This window comes from Flavobacteriales bacterium (genome assembly GCA_016124845.1).
Taxonomy (GTDB): Bacteria; Bacteroidota; Bacteroidia; order UBA10329; family UBA10329; genus UBA10329.
Window position 1 is genome coordinate 235,392 of the sequence record WGMW01000009.1, and the last position, 17,385, is coordinate 252,776.

Consider the following 17,385-nt stretch of genomic DNA (forward strand, 5'->3'; position numbering starts at 1 on the left):
ATGAGATTGGTTTTTGGAGTTGGTCAGTCTTTGATCTCTTCAAACTCCACGTATTCGCCTTCAGAATCGGAAACTCCGTTCGGTTTCTTCTTCTCGACTCCTTTCTGAATGATCACATCACCTTCTTGGTCGGCATAGCCGCGACCTTGCTGCTCGTACGATTGCCGCATGCGGTCGTCCATGTTCTGCTGCGCCTTGTCTACCACTTTCTTCACCACAACTGGGAAGAACAGTCGGAACAACATCTTCCAAACGTAATAGACTACGATGAGGAAAAGTATGGTTTTGAGTACGCCTAACATGCGCGATGCAATTTCTATCGGCTAAGATAGAGGTTCCGCTCTGAATAGACCTCGCGGAAGAACTCGTCCTTCAGGTCGTCAATAAAGCGGATGGCCTCTCCTGTCGATTTCATTTCTGGCCCCAATTCCTTATTTACATCGGGGAATTTGTCGAATGAGAAGACCGGGATCTTAATTGCGTAGCCTTGTTTGTGAGGTGAGAATTTAAAGTCTTTTAACGTTTTCTCGCGCATCATCACCTTGGTGGCGTAGTTCACATAAGGCTCGCGATACGCTTTGGCGATGAACGGAACCGTCCGTGAAGCGCGCGGGTTCGCCTCGATGATGTACACCACTTCATCCTTCACCGCAAACTGAATGTTAATCAATCCAACTGTATTCAACGCAAGCGCGATGGTCTTGGTGTGTTCTTCGATCTGCTTCATCACATTCTCACTTAGGTCGAAAGCAGGAAGTACCGCATAGCTGTCGCCAGAGTGAATTCCGGCAGGTTCGATGTGTTCCATGATGCCGATGATATAAACATCTTCGCCATCGCAGATTGCATCTGCTTCTGCTTCAATCGCACCTTCCAAGAAGTGATCCAGAAGAATTCTGTTACCAGGAATGTCTTTCAAAAGATTTACCACATGATTCTCCAGTTCCTGCTCGTTGATCACGATCTTCATGCTTTGTCCTCCAAGCACATACGATGGACGAACGAGCAACGGAAAACCGAGTTCTTTGCAGAGTTCCAATGCTTTGTCGGCATCTTCGGCCACACCAAACTTCGGATATGGAATTCCCTTTTCTGCAAGCAGCGTTGAGAACCGTCCGCGGTCTTCGGCAAGGTCGAGCGATTTGAAATCCGTACCGATGATCTTGATGCCATGACGTTCCAGTTTCTCAGCCAGTTTCAATGCTGTTTGTCCACCAAGCTGAACGATAACTCCTTCTGGTTTCTCGTGAAGGATGATATCGTAAATGTGTTCCCAAAAAACTGGCTCGAAGTAGAGTTTGTCCGCCACATCGAAATCGGTTGAAACCGTTTCGGGGTTACAGTTGATCATGATGGTCTCGTAACCGCACTCTTTCGCAGCCAAAACGCCATGCACACAGCAGTAGTCGAACTCAATTCCTTGACCGATTCGGTTCGGGCCTGAACCAAGAACCACGATTTTCTTCTTGTCAGCCCCTCCCGACCTCCCCACAGGGGAGGAGATGGACTCGTTGACGATAAGGTCCGGATGTGGAAGCAGTTCTCCCCCTTCGGGGGAGTAAGAGGGGGCTTGTTCGAAAGTGGAATAATAGTATGGTGTCTGTGCTGGGAATTCGGCCGCGCATGTATCAACCAATTTGTAAACGCGCTGAATATTGAAATCCTGACGCTTCTTGAAAACCTCACTTTCCCAACAGTTCAGCAAGTGTGCGATCTGTCGATCGGCATAGCCTTTCTGCTTCGCCTCGTACAGTAGTGCTTTCGGTAGCGAAGCAAGAGAATGACGCTCAATCTCGTTCTCGAGCTCGATCAACTCATGAATCTGCTCCAAGAACCAAGGGTCGATGCGGGTGATCTTCTGAATGGTCTTGGTTGGAATTCCCAACTTGAAGGCATCGTAAATATGGAACAAGCGGTTCCAACTCGCATGCTTCAAGCTGTGAAGAATTTCATCCTGATTGCGAAGTTCCTTACCATCTGCGCCAAGTCCGTTTCGTTTGATCTCCAACGATTGACACGCCTTCTGAAGGGCTTCTTGGAAGGTTCGTCCGATTCCCATCACCTCGCCTACCGACTTCATCTGCAAACCAAGCTCTCGGTTGGAACCTTTGAACTTATCGAAGTTCCAGCGCGGAATCTTCACAATCACGTAATCCAATGTTGGTTCGAAGAACGCAGATGTGGTTTTCGTGATCTGGTTCTCCAACTCATCCAAGTTGTACCCGATGGCCAGTTTCGAAGCGATCTTCGCAATCGGATAACCTGTTGCCTTCGATGCCAAGGCCGAAGAACGGCTCACACGTGGGTTGATCTCAATGGCAATAATGTCCTCGTTCTCATCATCGCTCACCGCAAACTGAACGTTACATCCACCCGCAAAATTCCCGATGGAGCGCATCATGTGAATGGCCATATCGCGCATGCGCTGATAGGTCTTGTCGCTCAGCGTCATAGCAGGCGCAACCGTGATGGAATCTCCAGTATGAATTCCCATCGGATCGAAATTCTCGATAGAACAGATGATCACCACATTGTCGTTGCTATCGCGAAGCAACTCCAGCTCGAACTCTTTCCAGCCAAGCACTGCTTTATCGATCATCACCTCATGAATCGGTGACAAGTGCAATCCGCGTGTCAGCTGTTTATCAAACGTCTCCTGGTTGTAAACGATGGCAGCCCCTGCACCACCCAACGTGTAAGAAGCACGGATACAGACTGGAAAACCGAATTCCTGCGCAGCTTCTTTCCCTTCCAAAAATGATTTGGCGGTGGTTTGAGGTGCCATCGGAATACCGATCTCACCCATCTTCAGACGGAACTTTTCACGGTCTTCGGTCAACTCAATGGCATCCACATCAACACCGATCATCCGTACACCATATTTATCCCAAATGCCCATTTCCTTGCACTTGATGGCAAGGTTGAGAGCAGTTTGCCCACCCATTGTAGGAAGTACACAATCGATGTTGTGTTTCTCCAAAATCTCAACGATGCTTTTCGGTTCCAGCGGCTTCAAATAGACATTGTCCGCAGTGACGGGATCTGTCATAATAGTGGCTGGGTTGGAGTTGATGAGGGTTACCTCGATTCCTTCGTCACGCAATGATCGTGAAGCTTGAGAACCAGAGTAATCGAACTCGCATGCTTGGCCAATTACGATGGGACCGGAACCAATGATCAGAACGTGTTTTATGGAATTGTCTTTTGGCATTTTCTGTTGGATTTATCGACTGCGCAAATTCCTGCGAAGGTAGGTTCTATGCTTCGGACTGTTGCCTTCAAAAACGATTCAGTTTTAAACATTTTATCTACCATTGCTACATGCGAAAGGCCCTGAAAGTGGGAGACGTAACTTGGAGCTATCTCGACAGCGGTTCTGGAGATGAGCTTTGGCTGGCGTTTCACGGTTATGGGCAAGAAGCGGAAGTGATGCTTCACTTTATGCAAAACCTGCAACCCGAAGCGCACATTCTGAGCTTTGATCTTCCACTTCACGGGAATACAACCATCAGGAAAAATAAACCGCTGAGCATTGGCGATGTAGGCGAACTGCTTGGAACAGCCATGCGCGAAGTTGGTGCCACCCATTGCTCGTTGACTGGGTTCAGTTTAGGAGGGAAAATTGTGCTGAAAATGGTGGAAATGACACCAGGTAAAATTGACCGAATATTATTGATAGCTCCAGACGGACTGAAAACCAACCCACTTTACTGGTTTGTGACGCACACACTTTTTGGGCGATTGCTCTTTCAATTGGTCATCGCATTCCCTCAGCCATTTCTATTGTCGAGTCGACTTCTTGCTTCACTTGGATTGATGAACAAGAAGATCGATCAATTTGTAGCTGCGCAGATGGGAACGCGCGAGAAGCGTGAGAAGGTTCTGCGTACCTGGATCACGTTTAAGCACATCCGCCCTTCGCTGGATCAAGTACGGAAGCGGATCTGGCGGTACAAGATCAAACCAACATTGGTGTTCGGAAAAAAAGACCGCGTTATCCATCCCAAATTGGCAAAGAAACTTTCGGGCGAGAACTGCAAAACCGCAGAACTCATTCTTCTTGACACAGGACACAATTTGACTACGAAAGAGATTGCACTTGATTTAAGGTCAAAGTCGTCAGCTTTCAAATGTTGACGACTTTTCTGAAAAGAAAAAGCCCGTCCAAAAACTGAACGGGCTTCCAATGTTTAACCTTAAAATCTTATTTCTTGTCTGCGCGCTCGTCAGAAACGGTCAACTTTTTACGACCTTTTGCTCTGCGTGCCGCCAATACATTTCTACCATTGGCACTTGCCATACGGCTACGGAAACCGTGCTTGTTGGTTCTCTTTCTTCGTGATGGTTGAAACGTTCTTTTCATAACTCCTACTTATTTGGGCGTGCAAAGATAATCTTCGATTCTATTTCTGCAAACAAATATTCCGAGTTATTGGTTAATGGTTATTTGTTATCGAGGAATTGGCTGAATAACGAATGACCATTTAAATACCTTTGCACCGCAAAATATGGCAAGAAGAGACAGATTGGACACGGAAGACCTGCCGAAAGTGAAAGTTTCGGGCGAAAGCATCAGAAAAGTCTCGCGGCTTTTCGGCTACTTCAAGCCGCATCGATGGAAATATTATCTGGGACTTTTCTTCCTGTTTCTGACCAGCCTTACCGCTCTCATCTTCCCAAAATTGCTAGGAGATATGGTGGATTCGGCCGAGACCGCCATGCTTCAGGACATCAATCGCATTGCGCTGATTCTGTTCGCTGTATTCATTCTACAGGCCATTTTCTCGTTTTTCCGCATTTACCTGTTTGTGAACGTGACGGAGCACGTGCTGGCCGACCTGCGGAAGGACACCTACAACAAGTTGATCCGCTTGCCGATGTCGTTCTTCTCGCAGAACCGTGTGGGCGAAATGAACAGCCGCATCGCCACGGACATCAACATGCTTTCGGATACGTTCACAACAGTTGTTGCGGAATTTCTGCGGCAGTCCATGTTGATCGTGGGCGGTATCGCATTCCTCGCTTACACCTCCATCGAACTAACACTTGTAATGCTCTGCATTGTGCCGTTGGTGGCAGTTTTCGCGGTCGTTTTCGGAAGAATGATCCGAAGAATTTCGAAGGAAACACAGGACAGAATTGCTGAATCGAACACCATTGTAGAAGAAACACTGGCTGGCATCACAAATGTGAAATCGTTTGCCAATGAGGTGTACGAAAGTGTGCGCTATGCGAAAAGCACCGATGCCATCATCGAGAAAGCGCTTCAAGGTGCCAAAGCACGTGGGTTTTTCGCATCGTTCATCATCTTCTGTCTTTTCGGGTCCATCGTTGGTGTGATCTGGTACGGAGCAACGCTCGTCAATCAGGACATTGCGCGACTGGCCGCTGACCCGACCATTCCAGAAGACCAACTCTTCACACTCGGAAAGCTGATTCAGTTTGTACTCTATTCGGTTTTTGTGGGTGCTTCCATTGGCGGCATTGCGGAGATGTATGCACAGATTCAGAAAGCGATCGGTGCCGCTGAACGCATTCTCGAGATCATGGACGAAGAGCCTGAGCCTTATAATGCAGGCAAAGCCTCCGCTGGAATAGAGGCCATTTCGGGGGCGTTGAAATTCGATCATGTCCAGTTCCGTTATCCGAGCCGCCCAGATATTTCGGTATTGAATGGTGTGAGTTTTGAAGCGAAACAAGGCGAAACGGTGGCACTTGTCGGGCCGTCAGGTTCTGGGAAATCGACCATTGCTTCATTGGTGCTTCGGTTCTACGACCCCAATTCTGGAACGATTACGATCGATGGCATCGACTCGAAAGAAATGGATCTGACCTTCCTTCGAAATCAGATGGCCATCGTTCCGCAGGATGTGATCCTGTTCGGAGGAACGATCCGCGAGAACATCGAGTACGGGAAACCAGGAGCATCGCTTGAAGAAATTGAAGCCGCAGCCAAAAAGGCGAACGCGCACATTTTCATAGATAGTTTCCCAGAAAAGTATGACACCGTTGTGGGTGAACGCGGCATTCAGCTTTCTGGCGGTCAACGCCAGCGAATTGCCATTGCGCGTGCAGTTTTAAAAGATCCGCGCATCTTGATCTTGGACGAAGCCACCAGCTCGCTCGATTCTGAATCGGAACGTTTGGTTCAAGAAGCGTTGGACAAACTGATGGTGGGAAGAACTTCTTTGGTCATTGCACATCGACTTTCAACCATTCGCAAAGCAGATAGAATTCTGGTGCTGGACAAAGGTCTCATCTCCGAAAACGGGAAACACGAAGAATTACTTGCGAAGGAAAACGGCCTGTACAAAGGGCTGTTGGAATTGCAGATGCAAGCCTAAAACCTCGGCACCCAAACCACCATTTTCGTATCGAAAAACTCCTCTTCAAACAGGTCGCTGATCTTGTAGAGATTGGCTTTAACCCGTGCTTCAATGATCTCTTCGGTCAGGTCACCGCCTTTCAGGCAGATCAAACCTGTAACCGCTTTCTTGCTTTTAGAGTCGAGTTTACCATTGAGCCAGTTCTTGAGTTTGAGCAATGGCGCCACCGCACGCGTAACGATCACATCATACTTTTCCTTCACCTGCTCCATCCGAGCCTGTTCGGCTTTCACGTTTGTTAATCCGATCTGAGCAGCTACTGCATCAACCACTTTTATCTTCTTGCCAATGCTATCAACCAAATGAAACTGACAGTTTGGAAACATGATGGCCAACGGAATACCTGGGAAACCGCCACCAGTTCCTACGTCCAGAACACGACTTCCGTCTTCAAAATTGGCAACCGCAGCAATCGCCAACGAATGCAGCACGTGTCGCTCGTAGAACAAATGGAAATCCTTACGCGAAACCACGTTTATCTGCGCGTTCCATTCTTCATAAGCATCATACAGCGCGGCAAACTGCTGCTTCTGCACATCGCTCAGTTCAGTAAAATACTTGAGGATGATCTCCCACGAAACGGGAGCTGAATCTACTGGATTCAAATCTTCTCTTTGCTGTTCTTAAGGATGTTGTAGAGGAATTCACGGGCGCGGAACAACTGTGCTTTCACCGTTCCCAACGGAAGGTCGAGTTCCTGCGCGATCTCTTCGTAAGAATACTCTTTGAAGTAACGCAACTCAACCAGCGTGCGGTAACGCGGCTTCAATTTTTCCACCACGCCATGCATCAGAATTTTCTTCTGTTGCTTGATGTAGGTCTCCTCTGGGTCCAACGTTCCCGAAGGAACATCCATGGTCATTTCGCCACCGTCATTTCCTTCTATCGGCTTATCCAACGAAAGCAGATTCTTCTTCTTCTTTCGGATGAAATCGATGCAATTGTTGGACGCGATCTTGAACAGCCACGTGCTGAAAGCGTAGTTAGGAGTGTACTGATGGAGCTTATTGAACGCCTTTCCGAAAGCTTCGATGGTCAGATCGTCCGCATCATCACGGTTATTGACCATTTTGAGCAGCATGAAATAAATGCTGTCGCGATAACGGTCCATCAGTTGCGCATACGCCTTCTGATCGCCATTATCGATGGCTGCCCGCACAAGACGGTAATCCAACATGGCTTTTTCGGAAAGATCGGGATTGACTTCTACCTCCATCTAATGGGTGGTTTTATTCGGTTTGAGAGGGCTACTGCCGTATTGAAAAACGGAGTGAACAGATCACCCAATAGCGAAAATAACAAAAGATCACGCGCGTCCAAGATGCGCGTCACCGCTGCGATGATCGACAAATGAACGGTCCATTTGAGGAAAATACCACAAAGCGCCAACCAATACAATGTTTCCATCGACAGAAGTCCAAAAAAGGACAGGTAAAACAAAACATGGCTGAGCGTGAAAATTCCAAGAAATATTTTTGATAAGAGTTTGTAGAAACTCCCAGTTGAAAGATGGCGCCTTTTCTGCAGCCACCATGCAGCCCACGATTCTGGTGCCGCTGAAAGCGTTTGCGCTTCCTTTCTGGTTTCTACGGTTGTGTTCCTTCCCGATGCCACCTCATTCACCAGAAGATCATCGTCTCCCGATGAAATATGACGGTGTTTGATGAAGCCCTTGGTTTGAAAAAACAGCTCCTTTTGATAGGCCAGATTGCGTCCAACTCCCATGTACGGCAAACCTGCCAACGCGTACGACATGTATTGCATGGCGATGTGAACGGACTCGTAACGGTAGAACATGTTCAAAAGGCCCGAACGCTTTTCGAACCCCCCAAAACCGAGCACCAACTTCTTCTCGCCTTTCAATCCTTCGGTCATGTAGCGCAACCAATGTTTGGATGTCGGCCTGCAATCGGCATCGGTGAATAACAGATGCTCATACTTAGCGCCTTTTATCCCCATGGAAATGGCGAATTTCTTTCCTCGGATGCGCACATTCTCACGTGTAAGGTTGATCACGCGCAAGTGGGGATATTTCTGTTGCCACGATTGCAGCATCAGATCTGTTTCATCCAACGAATGATCGTTCACTACGATCACTTCGAATTCAGGATAATCCTGTTCCAATACAGACTGAAGGTTTTTCTTGAGATTGTCCTCTTCATTCCAAGCGCAGATGATGACCGAAACAGGTTCATTCGAACCCACACTTTGAGTGGGGCGATGAAACGCCAAACGTGCGAAGAAGAACGCATAATAGAACAACTGGACCAGCAGCGAACCGATGAAAACAATGGCCAACGTCAATTGCCAGATCGGAAGCGAATGAAGGTCGATGATTTCCATGGATGCGTGCGGCAAAGCTAACCAACGGCTGAAGGGCATTTAAGTACATTTGAGCCATCTTTTCAACATGGCATTGCGATTTAAACTGACGCACACCGACCCGAATTCCAAAGCACGGAGAGGGCAGATCACCACCGACCACGGAGTGATCGAAACGCCCATTTTCATGCCTGTGGGAACGCTCGGCACCGTAAAGGGCGTTCACCAACAGGAACTGATCGATGAGGTGAAAGCGCAGATCATTCTTGGCAACACCTATCATCTGTATCTGCGGCCAGGAACAGATATACTGGAAGAGGCTGGTGGCCTGCACAAATTCATGAACTGGGAACACCCCATTCTGACCGATAGTGGTGGTTATCAGGTCTATTCGCTTTCCAACCAGCGGAAGATCAATGAGGAAGGCGTCACGTTCGCTTCGCATATTGACGGTTCCAAACACTTTTTCAGTCCAGAGGCTTCGATGGACATCCAGCGCAGCATTGGTGCGGACATCATTATGGCGTTTGACGAATGCACGCCTTATCCGTGCGAATACAGATACGCCAAAGATTCGATGGAAATGACGCACCGTTGGCTGAAACGCTGTTGCGACCACGTGGACAACACCACACCGCTTTACGGTCATCATCAGTCGCTTTTCCCCATCGTTCAAGGTTCCACTTACAAGGATCTGCGCATCCAAAGTGCTGAAACCATCGCTTCATTCGAGCGGGAAGGAAACGCCATTGGTGGCCTCAGCGTGGGCGAACCTGACGAGGAAATGTACGCCATGACAAACATCGTGTGTGGCATTCTTCCAGAAGACAAACCGCGCTATCTAATGGGTGTGGGAACTCCCGCCAACCTTTTGGAGAACATCGCCTTGGGCATTGATATGTTCGATTGTGTAATGCCGACACGAAACGCACGCCATGGGCTCATCTTCACCTGGGATGGCATTATCAACATCAAGAACAAAAAGTGGGAACGCGATTTTTCCCCATTGGATGAAAATGGCACGAGTTCGGTCGACTCGATTTACAGCAGGGCGTATGTACGCCATCTGTTTGCCTCGAAGGAATTACTTGGTCCGCAGATAACCAGCATACACAATTTGGCGTTCTATTTGGAGTTGATGCGACAGGCGCGACTTCATATCGAAGCGGGTGATTTCCGCGCTTGGAAAGACCAGACCGTACCCAAACTTCTTACCCGACTGTAGCAGGTGCTTACACGGATCGATAGATATATTCTGAAGCAGTTTCTCGGAACGTTCTTCTTCATCATCGTGCTGATCATTTCCATCACGATCGTCTTCGACATCTCTGAAAAGATCGACAACTTCATCGCGCACCAGTTGTCCGTTTGGACCATCTTTTCTGAATATTACCTCTACTTCATCCCCTATTTCGCCAACCTGTTCAGCCCGCTTTTCATTTTTGTAGCGGTTATTCTGTTCACATCGCGCATGGCGTACCGTTCAGAAATTGTGGCCATTCTCAGCAGCGGTGTCAGCTTTTATCGGATGATGGTCCCATACATGCTCGGATCCACAATTCTTGCCGCTATGAGTTTGGTTCTCAATCATTTCATCATCCCGAAAGCGAACGAAGGGCGGATAAAATTCGAGAATACCTACATCAATCAACCATGGAAATTTTACGGGCGGAACCAGCACTATCAGGTGGAGCCTGGCACCTTCATCTATTTTGATTCATACAGCGCGGAACGGATGACAGGCTACAAGTTCGCGTTGGAGAAATTCAAGGATGGAAAGCTTACCTACAAACTCATTTCCGACCACATCATTTACGATACCACCATCAATAAATGGAGTGTAAAGAAATACTACGAACGCACATTTGATGGCGTAAAGGAAACCGTGCGTGAACACGAGCAGCTTGACACGGTATTTCCCTTCAAGCCATCCGATTTCAGCCAGCGGCTGAAAGTAGTGGAGGCCATGGATTACTGGCAGCTCAACGACTTCATTCATAGTGAAGAAATGCGCGGCTCAGACTACGTGGATTACTTCCGTGTTGAGAAGGAAAAGCGCACGGCCATGCCGTTTGCAGCGTTCATTCTTACCATAATCGGTGTGAGTTTGGCCAGCCGAAAAGTACGTGGCGGCATCGGTATGCACATCGGTTTAGGCATCGGACTCAGCTTTGCTTACATCCTTTTCATGCAGGTGTCGCAAACGTTCGCTATCGAAGGTAACATGAATGTGACCGTGGCCGTTTGGATTCCGAATATTCTGTTTCTGATTCTTGGAATTGTGATGCTTTTCAGGGCTCCGAAGTAGTTAATTGCAGAAGGCTTCTTTCTTGAAAATAGATACTGAACAACTTGAATTGTAGTTTCAGTCTTAAACATCTATTATTCTAAATCATGTAATTGAAATACTTCGTCAACCAGACTCTTCCTGATAGTAACATCCGAATTGTTCCTATCAACTTCAATCGCTGAAATGCACTTTCCAAGACTATCAACCTTCACCTCGTATGTGTTCACACAGATGTGGCAACCTGTAATCAGGTTTATCCAAACAGATGTATACCCATCTTGACTGAAAATCTTTAATCCTTCCATTGGAAATCTGCTTGAAATTGGAGTATAACGCCAAACCTCATTCAAGTTATTATCAAATCGAACCAACTGAACTTCATTGTCGGTTTTCCAATGTTCTCCATAGAATCCGAAGTTTCCAAAAAGTACTGTCACTCCTTTTGTATCGCTCGACATATCAGCTACTTTGAAGTCATCCACTGCACGAAATTTTGCAACGTTTTGTCCTTCCACCTTCAATACCATGCTGAAAAGCCGGGCCGCAGAATACATTTTACGCTGATTCACAAAATAGAAGACCGAATCTTCGGTATACACATCATATAATGATGAGGAATCCGATAAATTCTGTTTCGATAGGGTCAAGACATCTTGAAAATTGTTCTCTCGAATTTCTCCTGAACCCAACTCCAAAAGTTTATCTCCCAAAATCAAATCCAAAGGGTTCGTTGTCTTGGCTGTTCCATCGTTGGTATTCAACTGTTTGGGTGAACAGGAGCTAAATGCAACCAACAGCATACCTATATATGTTTGCCGCAGATTCACATACATCATTTGGTAGTTTTCGGTTAAACTAATTCGGGTTTATTCAATTGACGATTGAGTTCGAACGGGCCTTTTTGAAACGAGAAGATGTAATCAATCAACCCATCGGTTGAAATTATCCCAAAACCCTGGAAAGCTCTTCCGAACCACTTCAGGCTCTTCAATCTCCGTTGGAATGATGGTGGAAAGCACCGCAGCACTCATCGCCATACGGTGGTCGTTATAGGTTTTGACCTTTGCCTTTGAAGATGCGATTGAACCTGAAATGGTCATGGAGTCGCCACGGACCGAAACGGATATTCCCAGTTTTTTCAGTTCCCACTTCATGGCTTTGACACGATCCGTTTCTTTCAAACGCAAGTTGTCCAAACCAGTAAGTATGAGCGGTTTTCCGAGTGTTGCTGCAAGAAAAGCGAATGTTTGTGCCAGATCGGGATGGTCGGTGAAATCAATGTCTGTCGGAAAGTCAACCTTTTCTAAGGACCATATCTCAACTCCATTCTGCTTCTGAACTGATGAAACGCCCATTTCAGCAAACAAATCGGCAAGAATTGAATCGCCTTGCGGTGAATTGATCTTCAAGCCTTTCAGCAACAATTTAGAATTCGGTCTTGCTGCTGCCAAAGCATAGAAATAGGAAGCCGAGGTCCAGTCTGATTCAATTTTGAGTTTAGGAATTCTGTACTCCGAAGGCGGAATGGAGATCGAATTACCTTCAAATCTCACATCCACACCACAGTTTCGCATACAATCGGCCGTCAGTTCGATGTAAGGTTTGGAGAGCACTCTTCCTGCCAGGTGAATCTGAAGACCGTTTTCCATTGTCGGCCCAACCATCATCAAAGCAGAAATGAACTGGCTACTGACGGAAGCAGGAATCTCCACTTCACCGCCTTTCAGCTTTTTGCCAGTAGTTCTGAGAGGTGGAAATCCTTCATTTTCCAGATAATCGATCTCGGTCCCGAGTTTTCTCAAGGCATCAACCAGTTCAGCAATTGGTCGTTGCTTCATCCGTTCGGCACCCGTCAGCACAACCGTTCTTCCTTCTTGAACCGCGCAAAAAGCCGTAAGAAATCGCATGGCCGTTCCGGCCATTCCGATGTTGATCTCCGATGAATTGGAATTCAGTGCTTCGAGGAGAATTCGGACGTCTTCGGGTAAAATGACCTCCCCCAACCCCTCCAAAGGAGGGGAGTAAAAGACCCCCTCCCCGCTTCGCGGTACTCCCCCTTTCAAGGGGGAGAGTTGGTGCATTCCGCCAACCTTTGTCCGAAGAACCGACTCTCCCCTTTGGGGAGATGCCGAAGGCAGAGGGGCTTGCTCCCCTCCCTTTCGGGGAGGGGTTGGGGGTGGGGCTAAAGCCGAAATAATCAAATACCGATTGGCAATGCTTTTTGAAACAGGTAGTTCAACCTCGCCCACAAACGGCCCGTCTTTCGCGACCAATTTCATTTCTTGGAAACGTAGAATTCAAATGCTTGGTCGAGCAATTCTTCCATAACAGGCTGGTCGGTAATGGCTTCGCCAATACTCTTCAGAAGCACAAAACGAACTTGACCGTTCTTGTTTTTCTTGTCATGGATCAGCAGTTTTTTTACTTCCGACCAATCCGTTTTGGACAGAGAAACTCGCGAGAAAAGGGAATCTGTGAGCTGCAATATTTCTTGCAATTCAGGTTCAGAAAGGCCTGTCAACTTGGTGGAGATGAACGATTCCATGATCATTCCAGCAGCGATCGCTTCCCCATGCAGAACGGGATTTTCCGTTTCCAACAGATGACTTTCAATGGCATGCCCAATGGTGTGCCCGAAGTTCAATTTCTTGCGTTCGCCCGATTCAAACTCATCGCGCGCCACCACATCCATTTTCACTTTCACTGACCGTGAAATGAGTTCGTCCTCGTTCGCGTACATAAGATCCAGAATCGATGCATCCGAAATGAACGCATGCTTCAACACCTCCGCCAAACCGTTTCGGTAATGTCGCGATGGAAGCGTCTTTAAAAAATTAGAATCGACCAGAGCCGCTTCTGCTCTCGCAAACGTGCCGATCATGTTCTTCAAACCTCCGAAATCAATTCCTGTCTTACCGCCAATGGCCGCGTCCACCATTCCTAAAAGTGAGGTCGGAATCTGCACAAAGCGGATTCCACGCATGTAAGTTGAAGCGATAAAACCACCCAGATCGGTTACCACGCCACCACCCACATTCAACAGCACCGTATTTCGATCTGCGCCATGCTCGGTGAGTTGATACCAGACCATTTCGCAGGTCTTCAGGTTCTTATGACGTTCGCCTTCCGGCATTTCAATCACAGGCAGATCTTGCGTTTGCGGACAAGCCACATGCAAGTATTCCAAGCATCTTTTTGTGTTCGAATCACAGAGAATGATGGCCTTTTCTTTTACCAGCAGGTCACTCAAAAACCGCCAAGCTTGCTCTTTGAACAACACCTGTGTCATGCGTCCTCAGCTTTTTTTGTGTTCATCACATTGGTCTGCTGCTGGATGCTTTCCTCGTGAATTGCTTCGAGGAACTTGTACAGAAACCGTGACGAAAGCTGCTTTCCTTGAATGTATGCTTCACGATCGTGCAGAATCTCGTTCCAACGCTGATGTTGCAAAATGGTAATGTTGTGATTCTTCTTGTACGCTCCGATCTGCCGAGAAATCTCCAAACGGTCGATCAACAGATCCAAAATATCACGGTCAAGGCCATCAATGGCTGCGCGAAGTTCTTCGAGTTTCGCCTTTACTTCGAGGTCAAGCGAGTTCGGATTTCGCCAAACGAGTTCCAACAAGATTCTTTCCAACGCTTGTGGTGTGACCTGCTGTTCGGCATCGCTCCACGCTTTTGATGGGTCGCGGTGCGTTTCCAACATGAGTCCGTCCATGTTCAGGTCGATGGCCTTTTGCGCCACTTCGCTCAACAGTTCACGGTTACCGCAAATATGACTTGGGTCGCAAATAATCGGCACATCGGGCATTCTGCGCTTCAACTCAATCGGAATATTCCAATTCGGACTGTTCCTGAAAGGTGATTTTTGGAAGGTGGAGAAGCCGCGATGAATGGCTCCCAACTTGGTCAGACCAACGCTTTGAAAGCGCTCAATGGCACCGATCCAAAGTTCCACATCGGGGTTTACGGGATTTTTCACCAGCACAGGAACATCCGTTCCTTTCAACGCTTCCGCAATTTCTTGCACCATGAACGGATTGACCGTTGTCCGTGCCCCGATCCAGAGCACATTTACACCTCCCTTCAGTGCCAGTTCCACATGATTCGGATTGGCCACTTCAACCGTAACGGGCTTGCCGATGAGATTACCCGCCTCCTTCAGCCAAGCAATCGCTTCTTCGCCAATTCCTTCAAATTTCCCTGGACGTGTACGTGGTTTCCACACGCCAGCGCGCAGCAGATCGACATTCAAGTCTTTTAGACCCTCGGCTGTTTCCAGCACCTGTTCGCGCGTTTCCGCACTGCAGGGCCCAGCAATCACAAACGGTCGGTCTTTTCGTCTGAATTCCATCAACCGTTCTGTTGCGTTCTGTTTCTAAGATAGTGGTCAGCCAAAACGATAGCAGCCATTGCCTCCACAATCGGCACTGCGCGCGGAACCACACACGGGTCGTGGCGTCCTTTTCCTTCCAAGGTCACTTCATTTCCTTCAGTGTCGATACTCGGTTGTGCTTGCATGATGGTGGCCACAGGTTTGAACGCCACGTTGAAGGTGATGTTCATCCCGTTGGAAATTCCACCTTGAATACCGCCACTATGATTGGTTTCGGTGATGGTTTTTCCTTCTCGTGAAGCGAAAACATCGTTGTGTTCTGAACCACGCATTTTGGTAGATGCGAACCCTGAACCGATTTCAAAACCTTTCACGGCATTGACGCTGAGTATCGCTTTTCCGAGGTCGGCATGGAGCTTATCGAAGACTGGTTCTCCCAATCCTACAGGAACATTCCTAATTACGCAGCTGATAATTCCTCCAACCGTATCCCCTTCTTTCCGAACGGATTCAATCAATTTTTGCATTTCGGCAGATGTCTTTTCATCAGGACAACGGACGAGACTTTTCTCGACATCATTCAGAGAAACCGTCTGATCATTGACCGTTGCCACGACATCGGCAACCGAAGAAACGTAGGCAACAATCTCAATTCCAGCTTGCTGAAGCAGCATTTTAGCAAAGGCGCCAGCCACGACACGCGCAGCAGTTTCGCGAGCCGATGCGCGCCCACCACCTCGATAATCGCGATGGCCATATTTTGCCTGATACGTGAAATCGGCATGGCTGGGGCGGAACGTTTCCTTGAGGTGATCATAGTCCTTAGAACGCGCATCTGCGTTGGGAATTGTAACCGCGATCGGAGTTCCGAGCGATTTCCGTTCAAATACACCCGAAAGAATTTGGAATTCTTCCGTTTCCTTGCGTTGCGTAGTCAGTTTAGATTGGCCTGGTCGTCTGCGTTGAAGGTCTTGATGAATAAGGTCTTCGCTAATGTTAATCCCCGCAGGAAAACCATCGATCACGACACCAATGGCGGCACCATGGCTTTCACCGAAGGTGGTTATTCTGAAAAGTTGACCGAACGAATTACCTGCCATGGTGCTAAGGTAAATGAGGAAAAAGGAAAAACGGGAAAACGTTCTCTCCCAATTCAGTTCCGAACGTTTTTCATTTTTCATTCATCCTTTTCCCCTTCTTCGGGAACCACGGAATAAATGCGCTTGTGGTGGCAATGTAATCGGCATACTTGGGGTTGCCTTTGTACTTTTTCTCCAATAGCGCTACGCCCGAAACCTTTACCAGGAAGAAGTGCATGACGGCCGGGCCGATGGCCGCGATGTACCAGTAAGGCGACATCAGCGCCAGCAGGAAAATGCCCCACCATTGCGTGGCATCGCCAAAATAATTCGGGTGGCGCGTGTATTTCCAAACGCCATACCGCATCACTTTTCCTTTGTTTTCCAGGTTTGCTTTGAACTGTGCCATCTGATGATCGCCAACGGCTTCAAAGAAAAAGCCGATCAGCCATACGGCCATTCCGAGATACACGTTCCAGGTCAGTTCCAGCGGTTCTGAAAAAATGACATATAGCGGTGAAGCCACGATTAGCATGATGAGCCCTTGCAGCATAAACACCTGAAAGAAGGCGCGTAGGATCGCATTTTCACCCCATTCTTTGCGCCATTGTGCGTAGCGGTAATCTTCGGGTTTCCCCTTGTTGCGGTTATAGATGTAACTGGCCAGGCGAATGCCCCAGACCGTGACCAAGAGTAACGCGATCCACTGCACGGAAGAATGATGCGATTGCAACGAACACGAAATGGCGATAAGCACAAAACCGAGCCCCCAACCAACATCAACAATGCTGTTGTCTTTTAACCGCTGCGCGATGACGAACATCACCAACATGAATGAAAAAATGATCAGTGCGGAATGTTGAAGTAGGAGCCAGTTCATAATGAAGCGTTTGGTTCCAAATAAACAGCACTGGCCAACTATTGTTGGTTTAGATTCCTCGGCTTCGCTCGGAATGACAATCTAAGCGAG

At 47.8% G+C, this 17,385-nt stretch carries 16 protein-coding genes; 4 read left to right on the forward strand and 12 right to left on the reverse strand.

The window, feature by feature from the left end:
• Nucleotides 1-23: 23 nt before the first annotated feature.
• Together GC178_05120 and carB are read right to left on the reverse strand one after the other, a co-directional pair.
• Complete coding sequence (locus GC178_05120) at nt 24-302, reverse strand: DUF4834 family protein (GenBank protein ID MBI1286941.1); 279 nt, start codon at nt 300-302, stop codon at nt 24-26.
• Nucleotides 303-316: 14 nt separating this feature from the next.
• Nucleotides 317-3,211: a carbamoyl-phosphate synthase large subunit gene (carB, locus tag GC178_05125; protein MBI1286942.1), complete on the reverse strand. Its 2,895-nt coding sequence runs from the start codon at nt 3,209-3,211 to the stop codon at nt 317-319.
• A gap of 110 nt (nt 3,212-3,321) precedes the next feature.
• On the opposite strand from carB, the gene GC178_05130 reads away from it, so the two are divergent.
• A complete protein-coding gene (locus GC178_05130; protein ID MBI1286943.1) occupies nt 3,322-4,137 on the forward strand; it encodes an alpha/beta fold hydrolase in 816 nt (271 codons plus the stop codon).
• 67 nt (nt 4,138-4,204) lie between these two features.
• Here GC178_05130 and GC178_05135 read toward each other — a convergent pair whose 3' ends face one another.
• Entirely contained in the window at nt 4,205-4,363 is a 159-nt protein-coding gene (locus tag GC178_05135) for a 50S ribosomal protein L34 (GenBank protein MBI1286944.1), read from the reverse strand.
• Between the two features lie 145 nt (nt 4,364-4,508).
• Here GC178_05135 and GC178_05140 point away from each other — a divergent pair, with 145 nt between their 5' ends.
• Nucleotides 4,509-6,344 carry an ATP-binding cassette domain-containing protein gene (locus GC178_05140; protein MBI1286945.1) on the forward strand — a complete coding sequence of 612 codons (1,836 nt, stop codon included), beginning with the start codon at nt 4,509-4,511 and terminating at the stop codon, nt 6,342-6,344.
• Here the strand turns inward: GC178_05140 and rsmG are convergent.
• Genes rsmG through GC178_05155 form a run of 3 tightly spaced genes read right to left on the reverse strand, consistent with a single transcriptional unit; the run spans nt 6,341 to nt 8,768 of the window.
• Nucleotides 6,341-6,991, reverse strand: coding sequence for a 16S rRNA (guanine(527)-N(7))-methyltransferase RsmG (gene rsmG, locus GC178_05145; protein ID MBI1286946.1), 651 nt, complete (start codon nt 6,989-6,991; stop codon nt 6,341-6,343). The genes GC178_05140 and rsmG overlap by 4 nt on opposite strands.
• Entirely contained in the window at nt 6,988-7,602 is a 615-nt protein-coding gene (locus GC178_05150; protein MBI1286947.1) for a sigma-70 family RNA polymerase sigma factor, read from the reverse strand. The genes rsmG and GC178_05150 overlap by 4 nt, the downstream gene beginning before the upstream one ends.
• The gene (locus GC178_05155) at nt 7,593-8,768 is read right to left on the reverse strand and encodes a glycosyltransferase (protein MBI1286948.1); all 1,176 of its coding nucleotides are present in this window, start codon (nt 8,766-8,768) and stop codon (nt 7,593-7,595) included. Before GC178_05155 ends, GC178_05150 begins: the two co-directional genes overlap by 10 nt.
• Nucleotides 8,769-8,802: 34 nt before the next feature.
• Between GC178_05155 and tgt the strand changes: the two genes are divergently transcribed.
• Nucleotides 8,803-9,933, forward strand: coding sequence for a tRNA guanosine(34) transglycosylase Tgt (tgt, locus tag GC178_05160; GenBank protein ID MBI1286949.1), 1,131 nt, complete (start codon nt 8,803-8,805; stop codon nt 9,931-9,933).
• A 3-nt stretch (nt 9,934-9,936) separates the two neighbouring features.
• Nucleotides 9,937-11,016: an LptF/LptG family permease gene (locus GC178_05165; protein MBI1286950.1), complete on the forward strand. Its 1,080-nt coding sequence runs from the start codon at nt 9,937-9,939 to the stop codon at nt 11,014-11,016.
• A gap of 74 nt (nt 11,017-11,090) precedes the next feature.
• On the opposite strand, the gene GC178_05170 is transcribed toward GC178_05165, so the two are convergent.
• The 6 genes from GC178_05170 to GC178_05195 all read right to left on the reverse strand — a co-directional run bounded on the left by GC178_05170 (nt 11,091) and on the right by GC178_05195 (nt 17,295).
• The gene (locus GC178_05170; GenBank protein ID MBI1286951.1) at nt 11,091-11,831 is read right to left on the reverse strand and encodes a hypothetical protein; all 741 of its coding nucleotides are present in this window, start codon (nt 11,829-11,831) and stop codon (nt 11,091-11,093) included.
• Between the two features lie 87 nt (nt 11,832-11,918).
• Complete coding sequence (aroA, locus tag GC178_05175) at nt 11,919-13,277, reverse strand: 3-phosphoshikimate 1-carboxyvinyltransferase (GenBank protein MBI1286952.1); 1,359 nt, start codon at nt 13,275-13,277, stop codon at nt 11,919-11,921.
• A complete protein-coding gene (gene aroB, locus GC178_05180; protein ID MBI1286953.1) occupies nt 13,274-14,287 on the reverse strand; it encodes a 3-dehydroquinate synthase in 1,014 nt (337 codons plus the stop codon). The genes aroA and aroB overlap by 4 nt, the downstream gene beginning before the upstream one ends.
• Entirely contained in the window at nt 14,284-15,354 is a 1,071-nt protein-coding gene (locus tag GC178_05185; GenBank protein MBI1286954.1) for a 3-deoxy-7-phosphoheptulonate synthase, read from the reverse strand. Before GC178_05185 ends, aroB begins: the two co-directional genes overlap by 4 nt.
• Nucleotides 15,354-16,436: a chorismate synthase gene (gene aroC / locus GC178_05190; protein ID MBI1286955.1), complete on the reverse strand. Its 1,083-nt coding sequence runs from the start codon at nt 16,434-16,436 to the stop codon at nt 15,354-15,356. Before aroC ends, GC178_05185 begins: the two co-directional genes overlap by 1 nt.
• Before the next feature lie 70 nt (nt 16,437-16,506).
• Nucleotides 16,507-17,295, reverse strand: coding sequence for a DUF1295 domain-containing protein (locus GC178_05195; GenBank protein ID MBI1286956.1), 789 nt, complete (start codon nt 17,293-17,295; stop codon nt 16,507-16,509).
• Between the last annotated feature and the right edge of the window lie 90 nt (nt 17,296-17,385).

Bases quoted from the DNA above. Each gene is read 5' to 3' on its own strand.
- GC178_05185 (MBI1286954.1), bottom strand. From the start codon at position 15,354: ATGGAATTCAGACGAAAAGACCGACCGTTTGTGATTGCTGGGCCCTGC.
- GC178_05195 (MBI1286956.1), bottom strand. From the start codon at position 17,295: ATGAACTGGCTCCTACTTCAACATTCCGCACTGATCATTTTTTCATTC.
- aroB (MBI1286953.1), bottom strand. From the start codon at position 14,287: ATGACACAGGTGTTGTTCAAAGAGCAAGCTTGGCGGTTTTTGAGTGAC.
- GC178_05135 (MBI1286944.1), bottom strand. From the start codon at position 4,363: ATGAAAAGAACGTTTCAACCATCACGAAGAAAGAGAACCAACAAGCAC.
- carB (MBI1286942.1), bottom strand. From the start codon at position 3,211: ATGCCAAAAGACAATTCCATAAAACACGTTCTGATCATTGGTTCCGGT.
- GC178_05130 (MBI1286943.1), top strand. From the start codon at position 3,322: ATGCGAAAGGCCCTGAAAGTGGGAGACGTAACTTGGAGCTATCTCGAC.
- GC178_05155 (MBI1286948.1), bottom strand. From the start codon at position 8,768: ATGCCCTTCAGCCGTTGGTTAGCTTTGCCGCACGCATCCATGGAAATC.
- aroC (MBI1286955.1), bottom strand. From the start codon at position 16,436: ATGGCAGGTAATTCGTTCGGTCAACTTTTCAGAATAACCACCTTCGGT.
- GC178_05140 (MBI1286945.1), top strand. From the start codon at position 4,509: ATGGCAAGAAGAGACAGATTGGACACGGAAGACCTGCCGAAAGTGAAA.
- GC178_05150 (MBI1286947.1), bottom strand. From the start codon at position 7,602: ATGGAGGTAGAAGTCAATCCCGATCTTTCCGAAAAAGCCATGTTGGAT.
- GC178_05120 (MBI1286941.1), bottom strand. From the start codon at position 302: ATGTTAGGCGTACTCAAAACCATACTTTTCCTCATCGTAGTCTATTAC.
- GC178_05170 (MBI1286951.1), bottom strand. From the start codon at position 11,831: ATGTATGTGAATCTGCGGCAAACATATATAGGTATGCTGTTGGTTGCA.
- aroA (MBI1286952.1), bottom strand. From the start codon at position 13,277: ATGAAATTGGTCGCGAAAGACGGGCCGTTTGTGGGCGAGGTTGAACTA.